Origin of the sequence: Bacillus sp. THAF10 (assembly GCF_009363695.1) — a bacterium.
Classification (GTDB): Bacteria; Bacillota; Bacilli; order Bacillales; family Bacillaceae_I; genus Sutcliffiella_A.
Map to the genome: position 1 here is coordinate 1,070,359 of NZ_CP045403.1, position 23,101 is coordinate 1,093,459.

Annotated in this window: 23 protein-coding genes and 2 riboswitches; of the genes, 15 read left to right on the top strand and 8 right to left on the bottom strand. The window is 38.0% G+C overall.

Going from position 1 to position 23,101, the window contains the following annotated elements; genetic code table 11:
* Positions 1-56 precede the first annotated feature (56 nt).
* Positions 57-1,244, bottom strand: coding sequence for a chromate efflux transporter (chrA, locus tag FIU87_RS05720; protein ID WP_152446430.1), 1,188 nt, complete (start codon positions 1,242-1,244; stop codon positions 57-59).
* Positions 1,244-1,561, bottom strand: a complete 318-nt coding sequence (locus FIU87_RS05725) for a PadR family transcriptional regulator (RefSeq protein ID WP_152443689.1) — start codon at positions 1,559-1,561, stop codon at positions 1,244-1,246. The genes chrA and FIU87_RS05725 overlap by 1 nt, the downstream gene beginning before the upstream one ends.
* Before the next feature lie 621 nt (positions 1,562-2,182).
* Between FIU87_RS05725 and FIU87_RS05730 the strand changes: the two genes are divergently transcribed.
* The 6 genes from FIU87_RS05730 to FIU87_RS05750 all read left to right on the top strand — a co-directional run bounded on the left by FIU87_RS05730 (position 2,183) and on the right by FIU87_RS05750 (position 6,240).
* Positions 2,183-2,620 (top strand): DUF6376 family protein, encoded by a 438-nt coding sequence (locus FIU87_RS05730; protein WP_152443690.1) that lies wholly within the window; start codon positions 2,183-2,185, stop codon positions 2,618-2,620.
* Positions 2,621-2,843: 223 nt separating this feature from the next.
* A complete protein-coding gene (locus FIU87_RS05735) occupies positions 2,844-3,494 on the top strand; it encodes a serine/threonine-protein kinase (protein ID WP_152443691.1) in 651 nt (216 codons plus the stop codon).
* A gap of 188 nt (positions 3,495-3,682) precedes the next feature.
* Positions 3,683-4,210 carry an RNA polymerase sigma factor gene (locus FIU87_RS05740; RefSeq protein WP_152443692.1) on the top strand — a complete coding sequence of 176 codons (528 nt, stop codon included), beginning with the start codon at positions 3,683-3,685 and terminating at the stop codon, positions 4,208-4,210.
* On the top strand, positions 4,200-4,964 hold the full coding sequence (locus FIU87_RS05745) for a DUF4825 domain-containing protein (protein WP_152443693.1): 765 nt from the start codon (positions 4,200-4,202) through the stop codon (positions 4,962-4,964). The genes FIU87_RS05740 and FIU87_RS05745 overlap by 11 nt, the downstream gene beginning before the upstream one ends.
* A gap of 103 nt (positions 4,965-5,067) precedes the next feature.
* On the top strand, positions 5,068-5,214 hold the full coding sequence (locus FIU87_RS20955; protein WP_172970969.1) for a hypothetical protein: 147 nt from the start codon (positions 5,068-5,070) through the stop codon (positions 5,212-5,214).
* 390 nt (positions 5,215-5,604) lie between these two features.
* Positions 5,605-6,240: an FMN-dependent NADH-azoreductase gene (locus tag FIU87_RS05750; RefSeq protein WP_152443694.1), complete on the top strand. Its 636-nt coding sequence runs from the start codon at positions 5,605-5,607 to the stop codon at positions 6,238-6,240.
* A gap of 48 nt (positions 6,241-6,288) precedes the next feature.
* Here the strand turns inward: FIU87_RS05750 and FIU87_RS05755 are convergent, their stop codons facing one another.
* Together FIU87_RS05755 and FIU87_RS05760 are read right to left on the bottom strand one after the other, a co-directional pair.
* Entirely contained in the window at positions 6,289-7,611 is a 1,323-nt protein-coding gene (locus tag FIU87_RS05755; protein ID WP_152443695.1) for a TrkH family potassium uptake protein, read from the bottom strand.
* 3 nt (positions 7,612-7,614) lie between these two features.
* Complete coding sequence (locus FIU87_RS05760; protein ID WP_152443696.1) at positions 7,615-8,271, bottom strand: potassium channel family protein; 657 nt, start codon at positions 8,269-8,271, stop codon at positions 7,615-7,617.
* A 266-nt stretch (positions 8,272-8,537) separates the two neighbouring features.
* A riboswitch (cyclic di-AMP (ydaO/yuaA leader) is annotated at positions 8,538-8,684 on the bottom strand.
* Positions 8,685-9,059: 375 nt separating this feature from the next.
* Here FIU87_RS05760 and FIU87_RS05765 point away from each other — a divergent pair.
* The 4 genes from FIU87_RS05765 (at position 9,060) to FIU87_RS05780 (ending at position 15,036) form a co-directional block, all read left to right on the top strand.
* Entirely contained in the window at positions 9,060-9,755 is a 696-nt protein-coding gene (locus FIU87_RS05765; RefSeq protein ID WP_152443697.1) for a response regulator transcription factor, read from the top strand.
* Positions 9,748-11,160, top strand: a complete 1,413-nt coding sequence (locus tag FIU87_RS05770; protein WP_152443698.1) for a sensor histidine kinase — start codon at positions 9,748-9,750, stop codon at positions 11,158-11,160. Before FIU87_RS05765 ends, FIU87_RS05770 begins: the two co-directional genes overlap by 8 nt.
* A 162-nt stretch (positions 11,161-11,322) precedes the next feature.
* Complete coding sequence (locus FIU87_RS05775) at positions 11,323-11,937, top strand: TVP38/TMEM64 family protein (protein ID WP_152443699.1); 615 nt, start codon at positions 11,323-11,325, stop codon at positions 11,935-11,937.
* A gap of 42 nt (positions 11,938-11,979) precedes the next feature.
* Complete coding sequence (locus FIU87_RS05780) at positions 11,980-15,036, top strand: efflux RND transporter permease subunit (protein ID WP_152443700.1); 3,057 nt, start codon at positions 11,980-11,982, stop codon at positions 15,034-15,036.
* A gap of 41 nt (positions 15,037-15,077) precedes the next feature.
* Here FIU87_RS05780 and FIU87_RS05785 read toward each other — a convergent pair whose 3' ends face one another.
* Positions 15,078-15,443: a hypothetical protein gene (locus tag FIU87_RS05785; protein WP_152443701.1), complete on the bottom strand. Its 366-nt coding sequence runs from the start codon at positions 15,441-15,443 to the stop codon at positions 15,078-15,080.
* 121 nt (positions 15,444-15,564) lie between these two features.
* Here FIU87_RS05785 and FIU87_RS05790 point away from each other — a divergent pair, with 121 nt between their 5' ends.
* The 5 genes from FIU87_RS05790 to FIU87_RS05810 all read left to right on the top strand — a co-directional run bounded on the left by FIU87_RS05790 (position 15,565) and on the right by FIU87_RS05810 (position 20,323).
* Entirely contained in the window at positions 15,565-16,299 is a 735-nt protein-coding gene (locus FIU87_RS05790; protein ID WP_152443702.1) for a DUF3784 domain-containing protein, read from the top strand.
* Positions 16,300-16,328: 29 nt separating this feature from the next.
* Positions 16,329-17,282, top strand: a complete 954-nt coding sequence (locus FIU87_RS05795) for a calcium/sodium antiporter (protein WP_152443703.1) — start codon at positions 16,329-16,331, stop codon at positions 17,280-17,282.
* Positions 17,283-17,294: 12 nt separating this feature from the next.
* Positions 17,295-18,107, top strand: coding sequence for an undecaprenyl-diphosphate phosphatase (locus FIU87_RS05800; RefSeq protein ID WP_152443704.1), 813 nt, complete (start codon positions 17,295-17,297; stop codon positions 18,105-18,107).
* Between the two features lie 128 nt (positions 18,108-18,235).
* Entirely contained in the window at positions 18,236-18,784 is a 549-nt protein-coding gene (locus FIU87_RS05805) for a tyrosine-type recombinase/integrase (RefSeq protein ID WP_152443705.1), read from the top strand.
* A 12-nt stretch (positions 18,785-18,796) separates the two neighbouring features.
* Positions 18,797-20,323: a potassium/proton antiporter gene (locus tag FIU87_RS05810; protein WP_152443706.1), complete on the top strand. Its 1,527-nt coding sequence runs from the start codon at positions 18,797-18,799 to the stop codon at positions 20,321-20,323.
* A gap of 35 nt (positions 20,324-20,358) precedes the next feature.
* Here FIU87_RS05810 and FIU87_RS05815 read toward each other — a convergent pair whose 3' ends face one another.
* The 3 genes from FIU87_RS05815 to FIU87_RS05825 all read right to left on the bottom strand — a co-directional run bounded on the left by FIU87_RS05815 (position 20,359) and on the right by FIU87_RS05825 (position 23,088).
* Complete coding sequence (locus FIU87_RS05815) at positions 20,359-21,885, bottom strand: NCS2 family permease (protein ID WP_152443707.1); 1,527 nt, start codon at positions 21,883-21,885, stop codon at positions 20,359-20,361.
* Positions 21,886-21,903: 18 nt separating this feature from the next.
* Positions 21,904-22,500, bottom strand: a complete 597-nt coding sequence (locus FIU87_RS05820; RefSeq protein WP_152443708.1) for a xanthine phosphoribosyltransferase — start codon at positions 22,498-22,500, stop codon at positions 21,904-21,906.
* Positions 22,501-22,626: 126 nt separating this feature from the next.
* Positions 22,627-22,728: riboswitch (purine riboswitch) on the bottom strand.
* Positions 22,729-22,893: 165 nt separating this feature from the next.
* A complete protein-coding gene (locus tag FIU87_RS05825; protein WP_152443709.1) occupies positions 22,894-23,088 on the bottom strand; it encodes a hypothetical protein in 195 nt (64 codons plus the stop codon).
* Positions 23,089-23,101 lie beyond the last annotated feature (13 nt).

Genomic DNA, 23,101 nt, shown 5'->3' on the forward strand with positions numbered 1-23,101 from the left:
GCTTGTATGTTCGTACTAGAGTTAGTAGAATTTATGAAATCTATTTTTAAAAAAATTTATAGAAACATTCCCATCAACGTTCCTCCAATAGCTCCTGTTAGGACAACAATCCAAGGCGGTAATTTCCAATATACGAGCATGCTGAACAATATGGCTGCAAATGCAAAATCGATTGGCGCATTAATGGAGCTTGTCCAGATAGGAAAGTAAAATGCAGAAATTAAAATACCAACTACTGCAGCATTTACACCCATCAAGGCAGCTTTTACTTTCACATTTCTTCTCAGCGAATCCCAAAACGGGAGAGCACCAACAATTAATAAGAAAGCAGGTAAAAAGATGGCCACTGTTGCAAGCAATCCACCTTTCCACCCATCAATGACAGCACCGATATAAGCAGCAAAGGTAAAGAGGGGGCCTGGAACCGCTTGTGCTGCACCGTAACCTGCTAAAAATGCTTCCTCACTAATCCAACCTGTTGGGACAAATTCTCTTTCTAACAGGGGAAGCACAACATGGCCTCCGCCAAAAACTAGAGAGCCTGAGCGGTAAAAGCTATCAAAAAGGACAATCCAATTCAATGAGGTAGCTTCTTTTAGAATCGGCAGTAGGATCAAAAGGCCAAAGAAAATAGAAAGGCAACCAACAGCGAATTTTTTCGAAATAGGAAACACAAATCTTGTATTATCTGCTTCCGCATGCTGCTTGAATAAGTAAAACCCGATCAATGCTGCCATCACGATTACACCTACTTGAGAAAAAGCCGTTTGCCAAAGTAAGGTGACAACAAGGGCGAATAATGCGATTGTTTTTCTTTTTATATCTGGGGTTAAATTGTTTGCCATCCCAATAATGGCATGGGCAACCACGGCAACTGCCACGATTTTTAACCCTTGAATCCAACCAGCACTTCCAACGTCAAAGCTTTGAAGAATAAGTGCAAATATAATCAATGCTATAACGGATGGTAAAGTAAACCCTAAAAAGGAGACAATGCCGCCCAACACCCCAGCACGCATCACACCAATACCAATTCCAACTTGTGAGCTTGCAGGACCAGGGAGAAATTGACATAGTGCCACTAAATCAGCGTAGCTTTTTTCATCCATCCACTTTCTGCGGCGGATATATTCAGCATGAAAATATCCTAGATGCGCAACAGGTCCACCGAAAGAGGTAAAACCAAGGCGAGTAGAGACCATTAGTATCTCAAGTAGTGCTGCTAGCCTATTATTTTTTTTCATCATGAATCACCTTCCTTAATTTCTTTAAATAATTCATAAGCTTTCTTCCGAGCTTCCACTAAGACAAGATCACCTTTTTCTGTTGAGGAGTAATATTTTCTTATTTTTCCCTCGACATTTTGATTTTGTCTTAATAGCAGTCCGTCTGTTTCCATAGAGTGAAGAATGGGGTATAAGGTTCCTGCACTGATGGAATACCCATGCTCTTTTAATTCTTCAAGCATCCATGCACCATAGATCGGTTGTTCTTTCGCATGATGGAGTATATGAATTTGTATAAATCCAAGAAACAGCTTTCGTAGCACTTTATCTTCCAAAATTTTACCTCCTAACGCAAACCGATATCGGATTTCGATATTAATATACCATAATATTTAGCTTGCCCCAAGCCATAAAAAATCAATATTTCAACAGGCGGGGTATAAGTTGACCTGTATATGAAAATACGCTATGCTTACAGTATTAATTATGAATCTTTTTCCCAAAGGGGAGTAGCTATATTACAACAAAGTCGTCACTACGGGATGAATATCCTCGGCTTTGTAGGCAACGTTCGTTGTTAGCGAGACCTTTGTCAGTTCTACCATTCTGGCAAAGGTCTTTTCCATTATAAAAGGGACCTTTTGCCATCACCGTGGTAGGAGGTCCCTTTTTGGATAGGCATGAAAAAGATGATTGTGAATTCAAAGCAGTAACTAGCTGTTGATTGTAGCAAAATCGGAGACTCCCCGCAGGACGCGGAGCCATTTGCGGAAATTATCAGCGTAATGTAACAGAGCATTTGTATAAAAAAATTTAGGGAGGTATGTAAAATGATAAAAAAATTAATCAAGGCATTTGTTCTAAAAAAAGGAGTTTCTGTCGCAAAGAAGAAAGTTTTACCTGTTGTGATGAAAGAAGTTAAAAAAAGGATGAAAAAATAAAGGGGGAGATAGAATATGAAAAAGATGATGATAACTTTTGCAATCTTGGTATCGTTCCTGCTTAGTGGATGTTCCGTGCTAGAGGAAGTCAACAACTCACTGGAATATGCAAACAAAGCAACCGACCACATTAATATGTGGCAGGACTTTGGTCAAGAAGCTCCACAATTAATTCAAGAAGCAGCTACGAATCAAGAAGCAAAAGAAGAATTGGAAACGAAATTAAATTCCTTATCAGAAGAAATAGAAGCATTTAATAAAACAGAACCTCCAGCTGTCGCCGAAAGCATTCATCAGCAGATCGTAGACAAAAATGAACAGCTGAAAAATGTCATAGATAGTTCGATGACAAATGGTGAGGTAGCAATAGAAAAGCTACAAGACTCTGAAATGATGACGTTAATAAATGATTTATCAACGATGATGAATTTAATAGAAGAGCTTGGTCAATAAGTTTTCGTAATAGGCTGTTTTCGCAAACTTGTTGATACTGCGTATAGTTATGACACCCGTAATTAACGTTGCTGTCGTGCTTTTTTCGTGAAGGGAGATATAAATATGTGGCAATTTTCCTTTACTTAATGAGTGGAAAAAGTCCTAGAGCCGACTTTTTCTTAAGTTTTTAGCAACAATCTTTTAGAAAAGAGCCTTGTAAAATGAGAGTGAGCGATGATAAATGAAGGTAGCTGAAAAACGTCCAACACCCTATCAAAAGCTTGCAGAATCCGTTATTTTTCAACAGCAGTCTAAAGGTATACAGGTAAAGTCCTACAACAAGCAAGAATTAGAGCTAGTGGGGTTTGGAAGAAGTGCCTATGTGTTTCGAATGAAGAGGGAAAATAAAGCATTAAAAGTGTTTTATCCTCCATACGAACTCCTAGCGAAAGAAGAGGCACATGTGTATCAGCTGTTAAAGGGAATACCCTATTATCCCAACTTATATGAACATGGAAAAAACTTTATTGTCATCGACTATATAAAAGGTATGACGCTTTTTGAATGCCTGGTAAAAGGGAAAGAAATAAGTAGCAAGGTACTCACCGAAGTAGACCTTGCCATAGATGCTGCAAAAGAGAGAGGCTTGAATCCTTCTGATATTCACTTACACAATATACTCATAACCGAATCAGAAAAGGTCAAGCTTATTGATGTGGTACGTTTTACACAGAAAAAATCGTGTACCCAGTGGAACGACCTCAAAAAAGGCTATTATCTTTACTATTCCAAAAAGTACTTCCCAAAAAAATTACCCGCCATGATACTATTATTAATTGCTTACTTTTATAAGAAGAATTTACTAAAATATTTGATTGCAAGGTTAAATTAAAGTATGAACAAGTTTCTAGGTACAATTTGCCCCGTGGACGCGGAGCCAGTTTGCAAAAATCAACAGCGGTGTTTAAAGAACCTAATCCTTCTGAAAAGGAAAAGGTTCTTTTTTTTCGTTTGGATTGCGATAAAATGAAAAAGGATTCGTCTAATTGAGTAGAAACTGTTTTTTGTGGGGGAAATGGGATGTCAAAGAAAGAAATCATTTCAACATGGTTTTATGAATACAGCGATGATATATATCAGTTTTTGTACTATCGGCTAAGCTCCAAACACTATGATGTGGAGGACTTAGTCCAAGAAGTATTTATCAAAGCCTTAAGAAGCATAGAAGATTTTCAAGGGAAATCTTCTCCAAAAACATGGCTTTATAGTATTGCAAAGAATGTAGCAACAGATGCTATCAGGAAGAAAAAACGCGACAAATGGAAATGGTTTCTCTCATTTGATAGCGGTCAAGATACACCAAGAGATAATAGTGAATCCCCTGAAAGTATTTTTCTATCCTCAGAAGGTCAATTCGAGCTTCTGCAAGCTATCAGATCCCTGAAAGAATCCTATCAAGATGTGTTGATTATGAGGAGTATCAAGGAGTTAACTGTGTCTGATACAGCAGAGATTTTAGGTTGGAGTGAAAATAAAGTTCGCTCTACCCTGCATCGAGCTAAACTTGCATTGCAGGCAAAACTGGGAGGTGAGTCGTTTGAAAAATAATGTAGATCAGCGCTTAAAATCTATACCGAAACCGACGCTTGGCGAGGAGAAAAAACATATCATTCACCAAAATATTCTAAATACGAATGAGCAAGTGAAGGGAGGAACTATGATGTCCAAATTAAAGCCGGTTTACATGATGGCTGCAAGTGTTGCTGCCGTTGCATTATTTTTCTTCATAATTTTGAATACAAACGTGGTGGATAATCCTAATATGTCTGGAGATAATCCACAACAAACATCAAAAACGTATGTGGAATTCTTGGGCAAAATAGAAGTACATGAACAAATAAACCCAGAAACTGCGTTTATCGGTAATGCTGGTTCGCTCATAACTTTCCATGGAAACATTTTGCCTGGAAAATATTATGCAGACGGAATGGAATTGGAAACTTCCGAGGACGCGCCGATGGGGATCAACATGAACTATTTGATAAACGAAGACAATTCTGCAAAGGGCTTTGACAGGGAGGTTTTCTCGGAGAAAAATCTTCCCTATACCTTGCTATTCAATGCCACCGCCTATTTTACATTTTTTAAAAATGGAGAGTTCGTAAATTTTCATATAAATGATGGGATGGAAACAAAAACATATTCTGTTACTAGGGAACAAATCGAAGGCTTATACGAAAAAGACGTGCAGGATTTTCAATCAGATTTGCAAGCTTGGGAGCAAGAAGTTATGGAGAATGTATTGATGGATTCAGATAAAGTTCAGGACTTTTTCACTGAGATTACTTCAAAAGGGGAATGAATTGTAAATTATTTCATAATCTACCCAAATCTTCTTTAAATGCAATGGATATAATAGTACAATAGTTGCATACAATAAGTTGAAATTATTGGGGGGTGTCAGGATGGAAGGAAAGCCAAACCACTATGATGGCAGCATGCAAGCGGAAATGAAGAACACAACAGAAGTAGACAATGAGACTTTTATCTTGACGGAAGAAGCAAGAAAAAACATTACCGGTAATCCATTTTTCCTGAAAAATGAGGAATAAGTATAATTGTTTAATGAGCATGCCAACTATTAAATGGCAGCTCTTTTTTTATAATTAAATTTAATTTGTAATGTTGTAAAAGCTATTAAGCTGTTGATTGGAGCAAATGGCGGAGACACCCGCGGGAATGAAGCGATCGACAGGAGTTCCCGCAGGGCGAAGCACGAAGAGGCTCCTGTATCGCCCCGCAGGACGTGGAGCCATTTTGCGGAAATCAATAGAGGTACCAACACAGTTTTATTTTTTTAAAAGTATTTTACTTGCTTTTCAATAAAAAATCTTATATTATTATCTCGAATTAAAAATAAATTAATTCGAGATAGTTGGTAACTTATGCCTTTTAGACACAAAATAAAATAAACCATTACAAACAAGAGAGGAAGAATCAACATGGCAAAAGTATTGTATATTACTGCACATCCACATGATGACACGCAATCATATAGTATGGCAGTTGGAAAAGCATTTATTGATACGTATAAGGAGGTAAATCCTCAAGATGAAGTAGTGCACGTGGATCTTTACAAAGAGCATATTCCTCATATTGATGCGGATGTGTTCAGTGGCTGGGGAAAACTTCAAACAGGAAAAGGCTTTGAAGAGCTTTCCGAAGAAGAAAAAGGAAAAGTAAGTCGTCTCTCGGAACTAACGGAGCAATTTATTGGAGCTGATAAATATGTGTTTGTCACCCCACTATGGAATTTCTCCTTCCCTCCTGTGATGAAAGCATATCTTGATTCTGTTTCTGTTGCAGGAAAATCGTTTAAATATACAGCAGAGGGACCTGTGGGACTTCTAACTGATAAAAAAGCATTGCATATTCAAGCTCGTGGTGGAGTTTATTCTGAAGGACCAGCTGCAGCAATGGAAATGGGACACCGATATCTCAACGTATTAATGCAGTTTTTCGGAGTGCCGTCCTTTGAAGGAGTGTTTGTAGAAGGTCATGCTGCTATGCCAGATAAAGCCGAGCAAATCAAAGAAGATGCTATCAATCGTGCAAAAGACAAAGCGCATACGTTCTAAGTCACAAAAAAACCTCCCTGTCACCTTCGTGATAGGGAGGTTTTCATATCAACCAGTTAATAAATCTGCATTTGGATATTTTACCTTAGAAGGTTTCGGCTTGGCTATAGAATAGGCCAATGTTAATGGTCCAAGCTTTCCAAGGAGCATGATAAAGACAATTACTGCTTTTCCAATCGTCGTTAATTCTCCAGTAATGCCCATAGACAGACCTACTGTCCCGAATGAAGAAATTATTTCAAACAACAGAGGTAAAAGCTCAACATCTTCTGTTATGGTCAAAATGAATAAGGAAAGAAAGATAAATAAAACACTGATACTTGAAATGGCTAGTGCCTTTAAAACATAGCCCTGATTGATGGAGCGTCTAAAAAGGACAATTTCTGGTCTTCCTTTGATAAAGGTATTTACCGCTAAAATGATGATGACAAAGGTCGTTAATTTAATTCCACCACCCGTTGATGTACTTCCTGCACCAACAAACATCAGTAATAGCATAAAAATGATAGAGGACGTCTCCATGGATCCTATATCAATGGAATTGAAACCGGCTGTTCGCGTTGTTACCGCTTGAAAATAGGAGGCCCATAGCTTTTCAATAAGGCTGAAATTTCCAAGTGTATTAGGGTTCGCGTACTCCAATACAAAAAACAGTAGCATCGCAGTCAAATTTATAATCAACGTTCCAAATAGCATGATTTTGGTATGCAAACTAAGCTTATTAAATTCTTTTGTGTACCAAAGGTCTGTGAGTACGGTAAAACCAATCCCTCCAATGATAAAAAGAAAGGAAATAACGATATTCACCACAGGATCTCCGACATAGTTCATCAGACTGTCTGACCAGATAGAGAACCCTGCATTGTTAAAAGCTGAAATCGAATGAAACACACTATAATAAAAGCCATCTACCCAACCATATTCTGGAATCCAACGATAACAAAGAAGTAAAACCGCAATCCCCTCTATTAAAAATGAAAACTGAATGATTCTTTTTACTAAAAGGATTATTCCTCCAACAGAGGTTTGGTTTAACGCTTGTTGCAACACTAATCTTTGATGAAAGCCGATTTTTTTACCAAGCATAAGAAATATTAAGACCGCAAAAGTCATAATACCAATTCCGCCGAATTGAATGAGAGCAAGGATTACCATCTGTCCGAATAAGGTATAGACCGTTCCTGTATCTACTACAACTAAACCCGTTACTGTCATGGCAGATGTTGCCGTAAAAAGAGCGTCAATGAAAGACAACGGCTCCGTAGTTGCAAAAGGCAATAACAAAAGAGTGGTGCCTAGCGCTACAAAAAGGATAAAAACTAAAATTAAGAGTTGAGGAGGGTTAAGTTTAATGTATGCTCTTCGCCACATCTACTAAACCCCCATTGCTTCAAAACGATGTATGTCTTCATTTCTTCCTAAAATAATCAGTAAATCCCCTTCCACAATCACTTCATCTGCGGGAGGAGAAATGATGATATCTCCATCTCTTTGTATGCCAATAAGCGTGCAGCCAAACCTTGCTCGAAGATCGAGTTCTGTCAGTGTTTTATTACTCACTTTATTGGATGCGAACAATTCTGCAATACTATGATTGTTAGATAGCTCAATGTAGTCAAAAATTTTATCTGAAACAACATGGTGTGCCACCCTTTTGGCCATGTCTCGTTCTGGTTGAATGATGCGATCTACACCGATTTTTTCTAACACCTTTTGATGATATTTATTGGTTGCTTTTACCCACACCTGTTGAATACCCATTTCCTTTAACAGTAAGCTTGTAAGGATACTAGATTCAATATCATCCCCCATGGAAACAATGGCATGATCAAAATTGCGTATTCCAAGTGAATTCAAGGTAGCCTCATCTGTCCCATTTGCTTGCACCGCATGTGTAGCATATTTACTAATTTTATTGATACTATCTTCATTTTTGTCAATGGCAAGTACTTCGACACCTAGTGTAGAAAACTCTTCCACAATGCTGCCTCCAAACCTTCCTAATCCAATGACAACAAATTGCTTCTTCATCGTTATTCCTTCTCTCGTATATTATGGATAAGCTCTTTTAATCAATAAGGCTCTTTTCTACAAGATTGTTGCTAAAAACTTAAGAAAAAGTTAGCTTTAAGAATTCTTTCCAATCTTTATGCGAAGAAAAATTGCCACATGTTTCAATCTTCCTCCACGCAAAGATACGCAGTAGCAACAAAATTTGCGAAAACAGCCATCAATAAAAAGAAAAAAGACCAGTTTCTTTGCATCTCAAAGAATGGTCTTTAATAAAAAGTTTTAGACCCTTCTCTCAAAACGCTTACGAGGTTAGCTGTCGGGTTAGAGGATGAGAGTCCTCTTCACTAGTAATGTGATTCACCCCAAGATATCGATAGAAACAGATATCATTATGGTTCCCCCGCTCTAATAAGATTAAGCAATAGGATTAAATATTTTAACGATGATACTAAATTTACTCCCCTTTTAGCACTTCGTCAATATGTATTTTCATAAAAAGAACATTCTTTACAAAAGGATGTTTTTGTAAGGCTGTTTTCGCAAACTTTGTTGCTACTGCGTATAGTTAAGACACCCGTAATCAACGTTGCTGTCGTGCTCTTTTCGTGAAGGTAGAGATAAATATGTGGCGATTTACTTTACTTCATGAGTGGAAAAAGTCCTAGAACCGACTTTTTCTTAAGTTTTTAGCAACTATCTTTTAGAATAGAGCCTTTGTAAAGGGGCAGATGTATGTTTGTTAATCTTTTGTTCATATAATACAGCTATAATGAAAGTAGAGTAAATTTCCTGAAATGAGGAATTGGATGAAGAAGTTATTCAAAGTACTAGTAATAGAAGATGATCCGAATATTGCAGAATTAATCTCCCTTTATATTGAAAAAGAAGGCTTCTCCATTGAGATAGCCTGGGACGGAGAAGAGGGCCTCGGTAAATACTACGAAGTGAGCCCTGATTTTGTCATTTTAGATATTATGCTCCCAGGTATGGATGGCTTTGAAATTTGCAAGGAAATAAGAAGAGACAATAGTGGCATCCCCATTATAATGCTAACTGGCAAAGGAGAAAGCTACGATAAAATTAGAGGATTTGGACTAGGTGTAGATGATTATATGGTCAAGCCGTTTGATCCGAACGAATTAATTGCAAGAGTAAAAGCTGTTCTACGAAGATCTAATCCTTCTAGTCTTCATGAAGTTGTAAACATTCCTGGAATAACCATAAATATGAATGAGTATAAGGTGTATGTAAATAATGCCGAAATTACCATGCCTCCAAAAGAGCTTGAGCTTTTATATTTTTTTGTAGTAAACAAAAATCAAGTGTTTACAAGGCAGCAGCTACTCGACAATATTTGGGGCTATGACTACGATGGGGACTCTAGAACTATAGATGTTCATATCAAGCGGATAAGAGAAAAGCTTGAGGAGCAGTCAGAACGATGGAATTTAAGAACAATCAGGGGCATAGGCTATAAGCTAGAGGTGAAGGAAAGTGATTAAACGAAAATCTATCTTCATCAAACTTTTCTTAACCTCCTTACTGATTCTCTCCGTTTCCTTTATGATTTTTGCCCTTATTTTCAATTATTTATTACACAATGTTATCTTGAAAAACTACCAAGAGACCTTATACTATCAAAGGGATCAGCTCACAAATTATATTAATTTGATGTCGGAGAAGGGCTTGGAAAGAGATATTTTGTACGAATCTCTTGCTCTTAGCTTGGATAAGGACGACCAAACTACCTATATTTTTAATGCAAATGAAGAAATTGCTTATTTAAATAAGGATAATTATCTCTTGTCCCTCGTGGAAAAAGAGGATATTCAAAAAGCATTATCAAATAAAGAAGTAAAGAAAAAAATAAAAGTGAATGGACGTCCAATGTTTCTTGTGGCACTGCCGATGGAATTGAAATCTGAAACGCCATCTAACCATGCGATGGTCGTTATTTTTCACGGATTTGACCAAGATACAAACCCTATACGTTTCATCAATTTATCGGCTATTGCAGTAACGATTATCTTAACGGGGGTTATCATCTATTTTGCTTCTAGAAAAATTACCGCTCCTTTGCTTGAATTAAATCGAAATGTTCTTGAGTTTGCCAAAGGTGACTTTTCAAACGAAGTAAAAATCAATCGTCAAGATGAAATTGGACAGCTGGGAGCATCTGTGAATTATATGGCAAAGGAACTTGCTGGTTTGGAGAAGGCAAGGCGAGATTTCGTCGCAAATGTTTCGCATGATTTACGGTCTCCACTTACATCCATTAATGGATTTTTAACTGCCATTCAAGATGGTACCATTCCTGAAAACAGAAGAAATCATTACCTCTCTGTTATGAAAAATGAAACGAATCGTTTAATTAAGCTTGTTAATGATTTATTAGATATCACGCTTTTTGAATCCAATCAATTAGCATTATCCAAAGAAAGTTACAATATGGTAGAACAGATAAGAAGAGTGATAGCCAAAATGGAACCGGATTTACAAAAAAGAGAGATAGAAATGGAGTTCAAATCAGATTCAAAGGAAATAAAGGTCTTTGCTGATATGGATCGAATAGAACAGGTATTAACGAATCTTATTCACAATAGTATTCACTTTTCCAGTAAAGGAAGCAAGGTGGAAGTTCACTTGTTTACTAATGAGGAAGCAAATGCGGTCTTTATTGACATTAAAGACTATGGAATGGGTATTGATGATAAAGATTTACCGTTTATTTGGGATCGATTTTTTAAAGCGGATAAATCAAGATCCAACAAAATTGGAACTGGAATTGGGTTATCTATTGTAAAACAAATTTTAGATCAACATGAAACAGTAATCACTGTGGACAGCAAGGTAGGAAAAGGAACGACTTTTACCTTTTCTCTTCCAATAAGCATTAAAAAAAGCTGACTGTTCATGTTGTGTTCATATTCACATCGTAAACTATAAACTAGGTAGGAAATAACCATTGGGCTGTTTTATTGAGGAAGAGGGGAGGGAGTAGTTATCGTTAATAGAAGAGCATGGAAAATAGGGACGTTTATCTTCATCGTAGGTTCTTTTTTATGGATCATGCAGACTGAGTGGATTGACGTGATAAAAACCGGTGATATCGATAGAATTCAAACGGTGTTTAAAGAAGATATCCCGGCTATCTTGGTTCTTACTTTTATCTTAATGTTGTTCCAAAATCTCTTCACATTGATTCCTATTGTTGGGATTATTGTTATTAATATAGCTTTGTTTGGCTTTGGCATTGGCTACATTTGGAGTGTAGTGGCGAGCATTGCTGCTGGCATCATGAGCTTTATTTTTTATCGATATTGGTTTCAATCCATCCTAACGAAGAAAGTACCCCCTATTTACTTACAAAGGCTTGAGCATAAAGGCTTTTGGTTTGTCCTTTTATTAAGAATGATACCATTCATACCATCAAGTATTATTAATCTAGCTGGTGGGGTAAGTTCTATTCGGCTACTTTCCTTTTCCTTTGCCACCCTCATAGGAAATAGCGTCTATATCCTATTACTCAGTTTTGTAGCAAATGGCTTAATGACTGCAAGAATTGAAGGATATATATTAGTGGCGCTAGTGTTAGCTCTCATCCCAAGTTATTACTACTTTAAAAATGTAAAGCCAAAAGTTCATTATGTAGAACATCAAAAAAAGAAGGTAGGAGAGGGCTAACTTCGGGCCTCTCTTTTCTTATGCTGGAGGAAATAGTTTATTATGATCATACCAAAAATAGCAGTGAAAAGACCCGTAACGACCATTATGATGATGTTGTTGGTTTTATTACTTGGTTTTGTCTCGTTAACAAATTTGAAATTAGATTTGATGCCAAACATTAACCCGCCTGTATTGGCGGTCATGACCTCTTACCCTGGTGCAGGTCCAGAAGAAGTGGCAGAGATTGTAACGAAACCTATTGAAGATGTAGTTGGTACAAGTGCCGGCTTGCAAACGATGCAATCCCGCAGCAGCTCCAATTCCTCTTTAATTATTGCGCAATACGAATGGGGAACAGAAATATCGGAGGTAAGGGAGGATTTAAGTTCTTCTCTGAATCTTGTTAGGCTTCCTGATGCAGTAAATCAACCAATGATCATGAAATTTGATCCAACGATGATGCCGATTGTTCAGTTTTCTGTTTCGAGCGGGGAGGAAATCCAAGCGCTTCAAGAAACAGTGAATGACGTGGTTGTTCCAAAGCTGCAAAACATTGAAGGGGTGGCAAGTGTTAATGTTACCGGAGGCTTTGATGAAGAAATTAAAGTCACCCTAAATGAAGAAAATCTAAAAAAATACGACTTAACTCAATCACAAATTGTGCAGCTCATTCAAGGGAATAACTTAACGATGCCAGGTGGAATTATTGAGGAAGATGGAGAAAAGCTAAACCTTCGTATTTTGGCAAAAGTAGAAACGGTCGATGCTTTGAAAAATCTTCCAGTTAGCATCGAGCCTAAAGGGCAAGAGCTAGAGGTGGTGACATTAGAAGAAGTAGCGAAGGTTGAACTCTCTCCAAAAGATGTGACATCCTTTGCACGGACAAATGGAACCGAAAGCCTGATGGTAAGTATTCAAAAGGAAGGAACAGCCAATACGGCAGAGGTATCCAAACAGGTACAGGACAGACTTTCATCTATTGCGGAGCAGAACAGTGATCTTACCTTTGATGTAGCAATGGACCAAGGGGAAGTAATAGAACGATCAATCTCAAACGTTACGCTTGCCCTTGTGTTTGGTGGTATCTTTGCGGTAGCTGTTATTATTGTATTTTTACGTTCCATAGCCTCCACATTAATTGTAGGAATTGCTATCCCGTTTTCTGTTATCGCTACCTTTGTTCTGATGTATTTTTCAGGAATGACCTTAAATATTATGTCATTAGGTGGGCTTGCCTTAGGGGTGGGAATGCTTGTTGATAACGCCATTGTCGTAATAGAAAATATCTACCGTCATTTAACCAAAGGAGGTTCTAGAAAAGAAGCTGCCATTACAGGAGCAGCAGAGGTTGGGGGAGCTGTGACAGCTTCCATGCTGACAACGCTGTCTGTATTCTTACCTATTGTATTTGTAGGGGGAATGATTGGAGATATCTTTAAGGAACTGGCTTTAACCGTTACGTTTGCCCTCTTAGCTTCATGGGCAGTGGCGCTCACAGTTGTACCAGCGCTTGCAGGCCTACTTTTAAAGCCTGAAAAAGTAAAGAGTAAGAAAGAAAGCGTGCTTTATAAGAAAATTATTTCATGGGCGCTAGATCACCGACTAATCGTCATTCTGTTGGCAATTTTCACATTGGTAGGCTCTTTGTTTCTAGCTCCGAGGATTGGTACAGAGTTCATGCCAGCACAGGATGAAGGTACCTTTTCGATAAACATGGAATTGCCAGAGGGGGCGTCATTTGAAAGAACCCTAGAGCTGGTGGAGGAAGTGGAAGGCTCCATAGAGAATGTATCAGAAGTAGACATCGTGACGGCAACAATTGGAAATGCCGATGAATTTATGGCTGCTGCAACTGGAAGTGGAGAAAATGTTGGTTCTCTTACTGTAAAGCTGGTTAGTGCAGATGAACGTGAGCGCTCGACAGAAGAAGTGATGAATGCTTTGAAAAAGGACCTTGCATCATTGGAAAGTGAAGCTGAGCTAACATATAATTTGAGCAATTCTATGGAAGCGATGAGTGGTGCTCAAAATGCTGTTGAGGTCATGTTGTTAGGAAATGATAAGGAAAAGCTTCAAACGTATACGGAGGAACTAACAACTAGGTTACAAGCGCTTGAAGAAGTCAATGCGGTGTCTGATAGCATTCAAACTGGAAAACCAGTGTATCAATTTATCCTTGATAAGGAAGAAGCATTCAAGTATGGCTTAACTGCCGGTCAGGTTGGAAATATAATTAATGAAGCTCTACAAGGAAATGTAGCAGCCACCATGTTTGATACGGAAATTCGAGTGCATATGGAAGGCATCTCAAACTCAAAAGAGGAGCTAGAAAATCTCTCTATTCCTAATAGGTCAGGTCAGGAGATTACCTTGAAAGATATTGGTGAAATCGAAAGAGGGGAAGGACCTGTTACAGTGGTACGAGAGAATCAACAAGATTCAGTCGTAATTACCGCAAATTTTGAAGGCCAAGATATGGGGACCGTTTCCATGAAGGTTCAAGCCGAAATTGATGATATGGTCAAAGAGCTGGATATTAATACTGACCAATTTACCATTAAAACTGGTGGCGGAGCGGAAATGATGGACGACGCATTTGCAAGTCTTCTTCTTGCAGTGGTGCTTGCAATAGTGTTTGTATACATGGTCATGGCGAGTCAATTTGAATCTCTCTTGCAGCCATTTATCATCATGTTTACATTACCGCTTGCCATCATTGGGGTTGTTTTAGGGTTATTCTTTACAGGATATGCATTTGGTGTGACCGCTTTTATTGGAATCATCATTCTTGTAGGAATTGTCGTCAACAATGCCATAGTCTTTATTGATTACACCAACCAGCTACGAGCAAAAGGTTTGCTTGTTAGAGAAGCACTAATGGAAGCAGGAGTTACAAGGCTAAGGCCAATCATTATGACAGCTTTAACGACAATCCTGGGCTTATTGCCTTTAGCTATTGGTCTTGGTGAAGGAACAGAATTACAGGCGCCTATGGCAGTAGCGGTTATTGGTGGATTATTAAGCTCCACAGTATTGACCCTTGTTGTTATTCCGGTTATTTATAGCTTGCTTACGAGCAGACAGGAAAAAAAGAGGTTAGCTAAATTAGAAGGATAAAGTAACAGGGCCGTAGCTCCAATGGGAGCACGGCCCTAATTTTATTCGTTTTTTCGGACTTTTCTTTGATAATAAATAAAGATCGGTAGCGGGATGACAATCCAACCGAAGCTTTTTATAAGTGTGTTCCAAGCCATTTCACGATTGCGTTCTTTATCTTGAGCTACAACAGCCTCATATTCAGCAAGTAGCTCCTCTTCCTCTATTTCCGGCTCGGAAATCGGTTTCCCGTTCTCATCATGCTTGGTTTTCCCAGCAATGGTCATTTCTTTGTATTCATGATAGGTTTGGTAATAGCTTGATGGAGAGACAATGTCGGCAATAGCCATGAAGGCTGCAACACTTCCGCCAATTGTCATCATTAACGTCATAAATAAAATAACATAGTAATAGACAACCCTAATCATGCCCTCACTCCTTTTCTGTGCAAACTATATTACACTTCCTATTATAAAGGTATTTTCACTTTGAAACTAATAGACGTTGAAAAACGTATAAGTAGTAAAAGAAATAGGGGAGGTTTTAGAGATGTGGATCTTTTTCTTTATACAGCTTGCATTAATTTTAATTTTTATATTGTTAGGATGGATGATTGTTAAAAAAGAAGCGTATGGCCTTATTTCTAACTTTAGAGGCAGACCAAAAGAAGAACAGGAAGAACTGATACAACGCGGCTACCCACAAAAGGCAGGAAAATTACTAATTATTACTGGTGTTGCTTTATTATGCTTACTGCCATTGCTATTTACAGGCATCTCGTTTGTATTAGAGATAAGCGTGATGGTGATGATGTTTTTCTTATTAGGAGGCTTCATCTATTTATCCAAGTATGAAGTTCCGAGAAAACAAAAATTAAGTTATATTATCAGCTCAAGCATAGCAGTAACTACCTTCGTTTTTCTTGGAATTGTTTTCTTTTTTGGCTATCAGGATTTTGAGCTAAAAGCACAGGAGGAATCTTTTGAAATTACAGGCGTTTATGGTGACGAATGGAGTTATGAGGAAGTGCAGGAGGTTCGCTTATTATCAGAAATGCCAGAAGTAACGGCTCGCACAAATGGTTATGGAATGCCAACTCTTTCAAAAGGGCACTTTAAGCTAAAGGAATATGGGAAGGGTCTTTTGTTTGTTTATCGTGATAGCTCACCATATTTATTCATACAAACCAAGGAAGAAACAATTATTATTAATTCAAAAAGTGCAGATAATACCGAAAGCTGGTATGATTTTTTAAAGGAACATGTATCAAAAGAAAAGGAATAATTATTCTATCATAGAAAGGAATACGGACAATGACTTACGTTTTGTTAGTAGTCGGCTTCGCCTTATTGATTAAAGGAGCGGATTGGTTTGTAGATGGAGCATCTCAAATTGCAAAGATTCTCAGAATTTCTCCGTTACTGATAGGATTGACCATTGTGGCCTTCGGTACTAGCTCCCCAGAAGCAACGGTGAGTATTCTAGCAGCACTTGATGGAAATGCCGAGGTGTCTCTTGGTAATGTGATTGGTAGTAACATCTTTAATATCACCTTAGTCGTGGGGATTACTGCCTTATTAAATCCTCTAAAAGTGGAAAGTGAAACCATAAGAAAAGAAATACCCTTTACCTTACTTGGTAGCACAGTTCTGTTAGTGTTGATCAGTGATATGTTCTTGCAAGGTTTGACTGAAAACTTGCTAACTAGAAGTGATGGTTTGATTTTTTTATTGATTTTTAGTATTTTCATGTATTATATTTTTGAAGTAGCCAGAAACAATCGAGAAACAATTGCAGCCGAAAATGAAAAGGAAGCTCCTAAATGGGGAAAAAACAGCATTCTTACCTTCGTAGGTCTAGCTGCGATTATTTTTGGAGGAGAGCTTGTTGTAAGAAACAGTACCGAAATTGCTGTTTCACTTGGAATGAGCCAAACGCTTGTCGGGTTAACCATTGTTGCAATCGGAACGAGCTTACCTGAATTAGTTACGTCGGTGATGGCTGCGATAAAAAAACAAAGTGAGATTGCCCTAGGAAATATTGTGGGAAGTAATATCTTCAATATTTTCTTTGTACTTGGGACCTCTTCCTTAATTATTCCTTTACCTGTGGATAGCAGGGTCTTTGTTGATATTGGATTGATGCTATTCCTGACGGTAGTTTTGTTGATATTTTCCAGAACGAATTATCGAATTGGGAAAATAGAGGGAAGCTTCATGGCTGTTGCATATGTGGTATATTTAATTTTCATTATTCTTAGAAATTGAGGGCTTATCTTTATGGAAGAAATCATTGTTTTGTTAAAGTATATATTCCTTGGGATTTTTCAAGGAATTACCGAGCCTATACCTGTTTCATCTAGCGGACATGTCATGATTCTGCAAGAGCTTTTGGGTATGGAGCTTGAGGGATTAACTTTTGAAATCGTGGTAAACGCTGCTTCCTTACTTGCCATTTTGATTATTTATCGCGAATCGATTTCACGACTGTTTTTTGGAGCGTTGAGATTTATTGCGAAGAAAGAGAAGGAAGACAAAGCAGATTTTATGTTTGTCGTGTATTTAGTGGTAGGTACGATTCCAGCTGGAATTATTGGAGTGGTTTTCGGAGATGCCATTTCTGATGCGTTAGACAACATCAAGGTTATTGGAGTTACCCTCATTGTGACTGGTATTGCCTTATGGTTAATACGCAATCTACGCGGTCGAAAAAACGATGCAGAATTGTCCTTCAAGGATTCCATCATCATCGGGTTTGCTCAAGCTATCGCACTTATACCTGGTATTAGTAGATCTGGTGCGACCATTGTTGCTGCGATGGCACGTGGGATGAAGCAAGAAACTGCACTTAGGTTTTCCTTTTTATTATTTGTTCCGGTAAGTGTAGGAAGTATGCTATTAGCAATTAAAGATTTATTGGGGATGGAAAATCTAAATGAAATTGTTCTGCCATATTCTTTAGCTTTTATTGCCGCATTAATTGCATCTTATTTTTCGTTAAAATGGTTTATGGGAATTATGGCTAGAGGTAACCTTGCTTATTTCTCTATATACTGTTTTATTGTAGGAACACTTGTGATCCTATTCTTATAATCTTATTAACTTGTAAAACAATCAAAAGACACTCCTTAGGTGAAGTGTCTTTTTTTTATATGCATATGAATATAATGTTACATATATATATGATACTATAGAGATAAGTAACATTATGGAGGGTTTTTATGGAGTATGTCGAAGCAATAAAAAAACGTAGTTATATCCTTCAAATGAAAGAATACTTAAAAGAACATTCCTTACGTGACTATTTATTTTTCGTAATGGGAATCAATATGGGTCTTCGGATAAGTGAGCTCCTTCAATTAAAAGTAGAAGATATGAAGGAAGACGAGAAGATAAAGGAATTTTTTTTAACAGATGACCATACGACAATTTATATTAATCACCAAGTAAAACAGGCTATATCCCTATACCTTCACCATCGGCCACTTTCTTCATCAGACTATCTCTTTAAGTCCAAAAAATGCAAAACCCCCATTACAAGACAGCAGGCATACCGCATCATCAATAAGGCGGCCAAGGAAATTGGAGTTCCGGGAAAAATAGGAACGCATACGTTAAGAAAAACCTTTGGATACCACGCTTATAGTAGTGGTGTGGCAGTATCCTTATTACAAAAACACTTTCGTCACGCAACTCCGTCTGAAACGTTACGATATTTAGGTGTAAAAAAACGAGACGATACACCTGTAAAAATAGATGTAAATTTATAGGGAGGAATAAGAATGCTTCAAGGAGCCTTTCATGTGGACTATTTTATTCTATTAACCGCATTTCTACTAATAGTAGGAGTTATTACCACAAAATTTTCTTCCAGACTTGGTGTGCCAGCTCTTGTACTGTTCATTATAGTTGGAATGACAGCAGGTAGCGATGGTTTTGGATTGATCTTTTTTGATAATGTGAAATATGCTCAGCTCATCGGTATTTTTGCATTAGTCATCATTCTTTTTGAGGGTGGACTGCAAACAAAGTGGAATACGGTAAGCAAGGTTATAAAGCCTTCCTTATCCTTAGCGACTTTCGGTGTTATTTTGACTTCCGCTATCGTTGCAGTGTCCGCCAAATTGATTTTGGATGTCACTTGGCTAGAAGCATTTTTGTTTGGTGCAATCGTAGGATCTACAGATGCTGCAGCGGTTTTCGCAGTTTTAAAAGGACAAAATATTAAAGCTCGTATGGGTGCAACGCTTGAAGCGGAATCGGGGACAAATGACCCAATGGCGGTGTTTTTAACTCTTTCTTTTATTGAACTACTTACCGCCTCAGATCCAAGCTATATCGGATTTGTTGGAAGCTTCTTTTGGCAAATGGGCATTGGTTTACTCTTAGGACTTGGATTAGGAAAATTAGCTTCTTATTCTATTAATCAAATTAATTTGGACTCTTCTGGTTTATACCCCGTTTTTGCGATGGCCTTTGCCTTACTTACGTATAGTATTGCTGCATTAATGGGAGCAAGTGGGTTGTTGGCTGTTTATGTGGCGGCATTAATTATCGGAAATAATGAACTTACCTATCGTCAATCAATTTTCCGTTTTAATGAAGGTTTTGCTTGGATGATGCAAATCTTAATGTTTATAATCCTAGGGCTTTTAGTATTTCCAGGACAACTTTTTCAATTTGATATCATGTTAAAAGGACTATTACTTTCCATTATTCTTATTGTTGTTGCAAGACCAATAGCAGTATTCTTATCGACACTAGGCATGAATTTTACTGTAAAAGAAAAGGTCTTTCTTTCTTGGGCAGGATTAAGAGGGGCAGTACCAATTGTATTAGCGACTTTCCCAATGATTGCAGGAATTCCAAATGCCCAGCTTTTCTTTAATGTTGTATTTTTCGTTGTATTAACGTCAACACTTGTACAAGGGTCGACCATTACGATGCTTGCTCAAAAGCTTCAACTTACTGGCCCACAAAAAATTGCCCCTATTCATTCGTTAGAGCTTGTTTCGATTGGAAAAGCAAATGCTGAAATTATTGAGTTTCAAGTGGAGCAGGATTTAGATATGGTGGGAAAAACGTTAGCAGAGCTGAAATTCCCAGATAAAACGCTCATTAATGCCGTGATTCGATCAGGCATCCTTGTCACTCCATCTGGAGATACGGTGATAAAAGATAAAGATTTTCTCTATATATTGACTTCAAGAAAAAGTAAGCTAGCTTTAGAGGAATTTCTGAAAAAGAAAAAACCAACAGAGCAAGAACAAGAACAAGAGGAGAAAGAACTATCTAAGGTAGAAAATTAAAAAGGTTACCCATTTTTTGGGTAACCTTTCTCTAATTATGAGGCAATCTTTTGTTTTAATGTTCTCTTAGTCTTATTATCGAGAGCTCCAGATTTATATTGGAAGCTGCAATATATTAAAAATACGGAAATCAAAACATAACCTAATGCAAAATCAGGTGCTGCATTTATAGACAGCTTTGGTGCGTGCATAAATCCGACAAAAGATAAGAATGAACCGATGAGAGCAAAGGAAGCAGCTCTTCTGTAATCTTGATCAATAATATAAACCGTAATGGCTCCTAAAATAATGGCAGTGAACATCGCTCCTTGTCCTAAAGGGACAATTCCTTCTGAAATTCCAGCAACTACTTCTCCAGCACTTTTATTAAATCTGGTCATGACATAGTTTGCAAAGTACGGTAGCATGGCAATGGCAACAGCAGGGAAATATCTTTTCTCATTGGACTGAAAAGCAGTAGAGACCATGGAAATTCCCACGAATACTAATATTGGAGCGACCGCAGCGAGCGGGATAATGGCGGCAAGGGCTGCAATTACTCCAGTCATGGCTGCAAGACCAAAAACAATAGCGTTTAAGATGCTATAACCTCGTCCTGCACCCATCCATTTCGAGCCTACTGTCGCAATATAAACGGTAGTAGGGAAAAGACCGCCAAAAACTGCCCCAAGCATCGTACCCACTCCATCGACTGCTTGACACTCACGAACATCATAAGAATCACCTGCAGCAGCCATGGCATCCACGTTGTTCATCGTTTCAATAGCATTATACAAAGTAATCGGCAATATGATGGCAAGTAAGCCAACTAAGGCTGTAAACAAATAGCTCATTCCTTCAAAAGCAGCAAAGCTAGGGAGAATAGGATAGAACCCGATATTTGCTAGCCCTTCAGAAATTTGACCTGGCGATTGATAACCAAGTGCAAAGGCCAAAATTGTTCCGATGATAACAGCAAAGAGGGAAGCTGGGATTTTAAATGGCATGCTGATTTTCCCAACAACACCAGCAATGATAATGACGAGTGCAACTAATCCAACGACAGGAATAGAAAATGTATTAAAAAGCATTTCTCCAGCAATGAACGTTAAAGCCACACCTGCTAGTGCTCCAAGCATGGCAGCGCGTGGAAGGTTGTTTCTTACCCAATTACCTGTAAAGCTAACCAACGCTTCAATCAAACCGCTTAAAAAAGCAGCAGCTACGGCAATTTTCCAAGCAAGCTCAGGGTCTCCAGTTAATGCATTAGCTGGTGCTAGTACTCCAAATAAAAACACAAACATAACGGGAGTACTAATTCCATAGGAAAGCGCGGTAACATCCGTCCGTTTTTCTTTCTCAGCAAGGCGTTTTGCCATAAAGGCATAATAAAGATTACCAACCATCACCGCTACTGCAGCACCAGGGATTACTTTTCCAAACACAATGCTTGCTGGGAATCCCATACCAAGCATCGTAACAGCGATGATGACAAAATTGGCGAGGTTATTTTGAAAAAGGGCAAAAAAAGCATCCGTATCTTCTTTTTTATACCAAGGGTAATGGATGGTGGTTGATTTCATGGAAAGGCCTCCTATGTGTTAGTTTGATTGTGTGACGGTAGCTTCATCTAAAAATGTGATTTGCTCATCGTTAAGCGATTGAATCCGTGCTAACGATTCCACACGGTATCCTTTTTCCTCTAATAGTTGTCTTCCAGGCTGAAATGATTTTTCAATAACAATACCAATGCCCTCAACGGTTGCACCAGCTTGCTTGACTACATCGATCAACCCTTGGGCAGCCTGTCCATTTGCGAGAAAATCATCAATGATTAATACGCGTTCATTTTCTTGTAAAAATTCTTTAGCAATCGTTATTTCACTTGATTCCTGTTTGGTGTAGGAAAAAACCTCGCTTGTGTAAACATTGTCTTTTAGCGTTAAAGATTTTTTCTTTCTTGCAAATACGAGAGGGACACCAAGGGTATGTGCGGCAAAGAAACTCGGGGCAATGCCAGACGATTCGATAGTTATGACTTTGTCAATGTGAGAGTTAGAGAAACGATGTGCAAACTCTTTTCCTATTTCTATCATTAGTTCTGTATCAATTTGGTGATTAAGAAAGTTGTTTACCTTCAATACTCCGTTAGGAAGGACGGAGCCTTTTTCTACGATGGCGTTCTGCAATAATTTCATTTGTATCTGCTCCTTTGCTAAAAAAATCCAATAAAAAAACCCAAAAGCAAGTGTGTCCGACTACAAGTGACCACTTTTACTTTTGGGATTATGAGTAGTCTTACTCAGGGTAAAAAAGAGTAAGAAAAAAAGTATAGTATCACCCGTAGTCAAGCCATTTACGGTAGCTTGGTAGAGACTTGTAGGCCATATTCCTACTATTATACGAGTTGTGATATAGGATTGTTTGGATTATGAAGTGATTATAAAGGAAATTAGGACCTTTGAAAAGACTTTTGTGTGAAAAATACGAATAAAAATATCTGGAAGAGGAGGATAGTTAAGAGTTTACCTAGGGGAAAAGAAGAAATGAGATGAAAATTAGACCGCTAATAATTTTATGAAATAAGCGGTCTAGCTTTTTACAGGCTCATCACTAGTAGAGATGTGCTTGTACACAGATATATTTTGCAAGATACTTATGACCATTAAAGTGACCATCGTCCAAAAGTAACCAATATCATGGATGACGAATGCAATCACGGCAGCGACCAGCATGAGGAAACTTGCAATAATACTTACAACAAAAATAATTTTACTCAAACTCAAGGGTACATCTCCT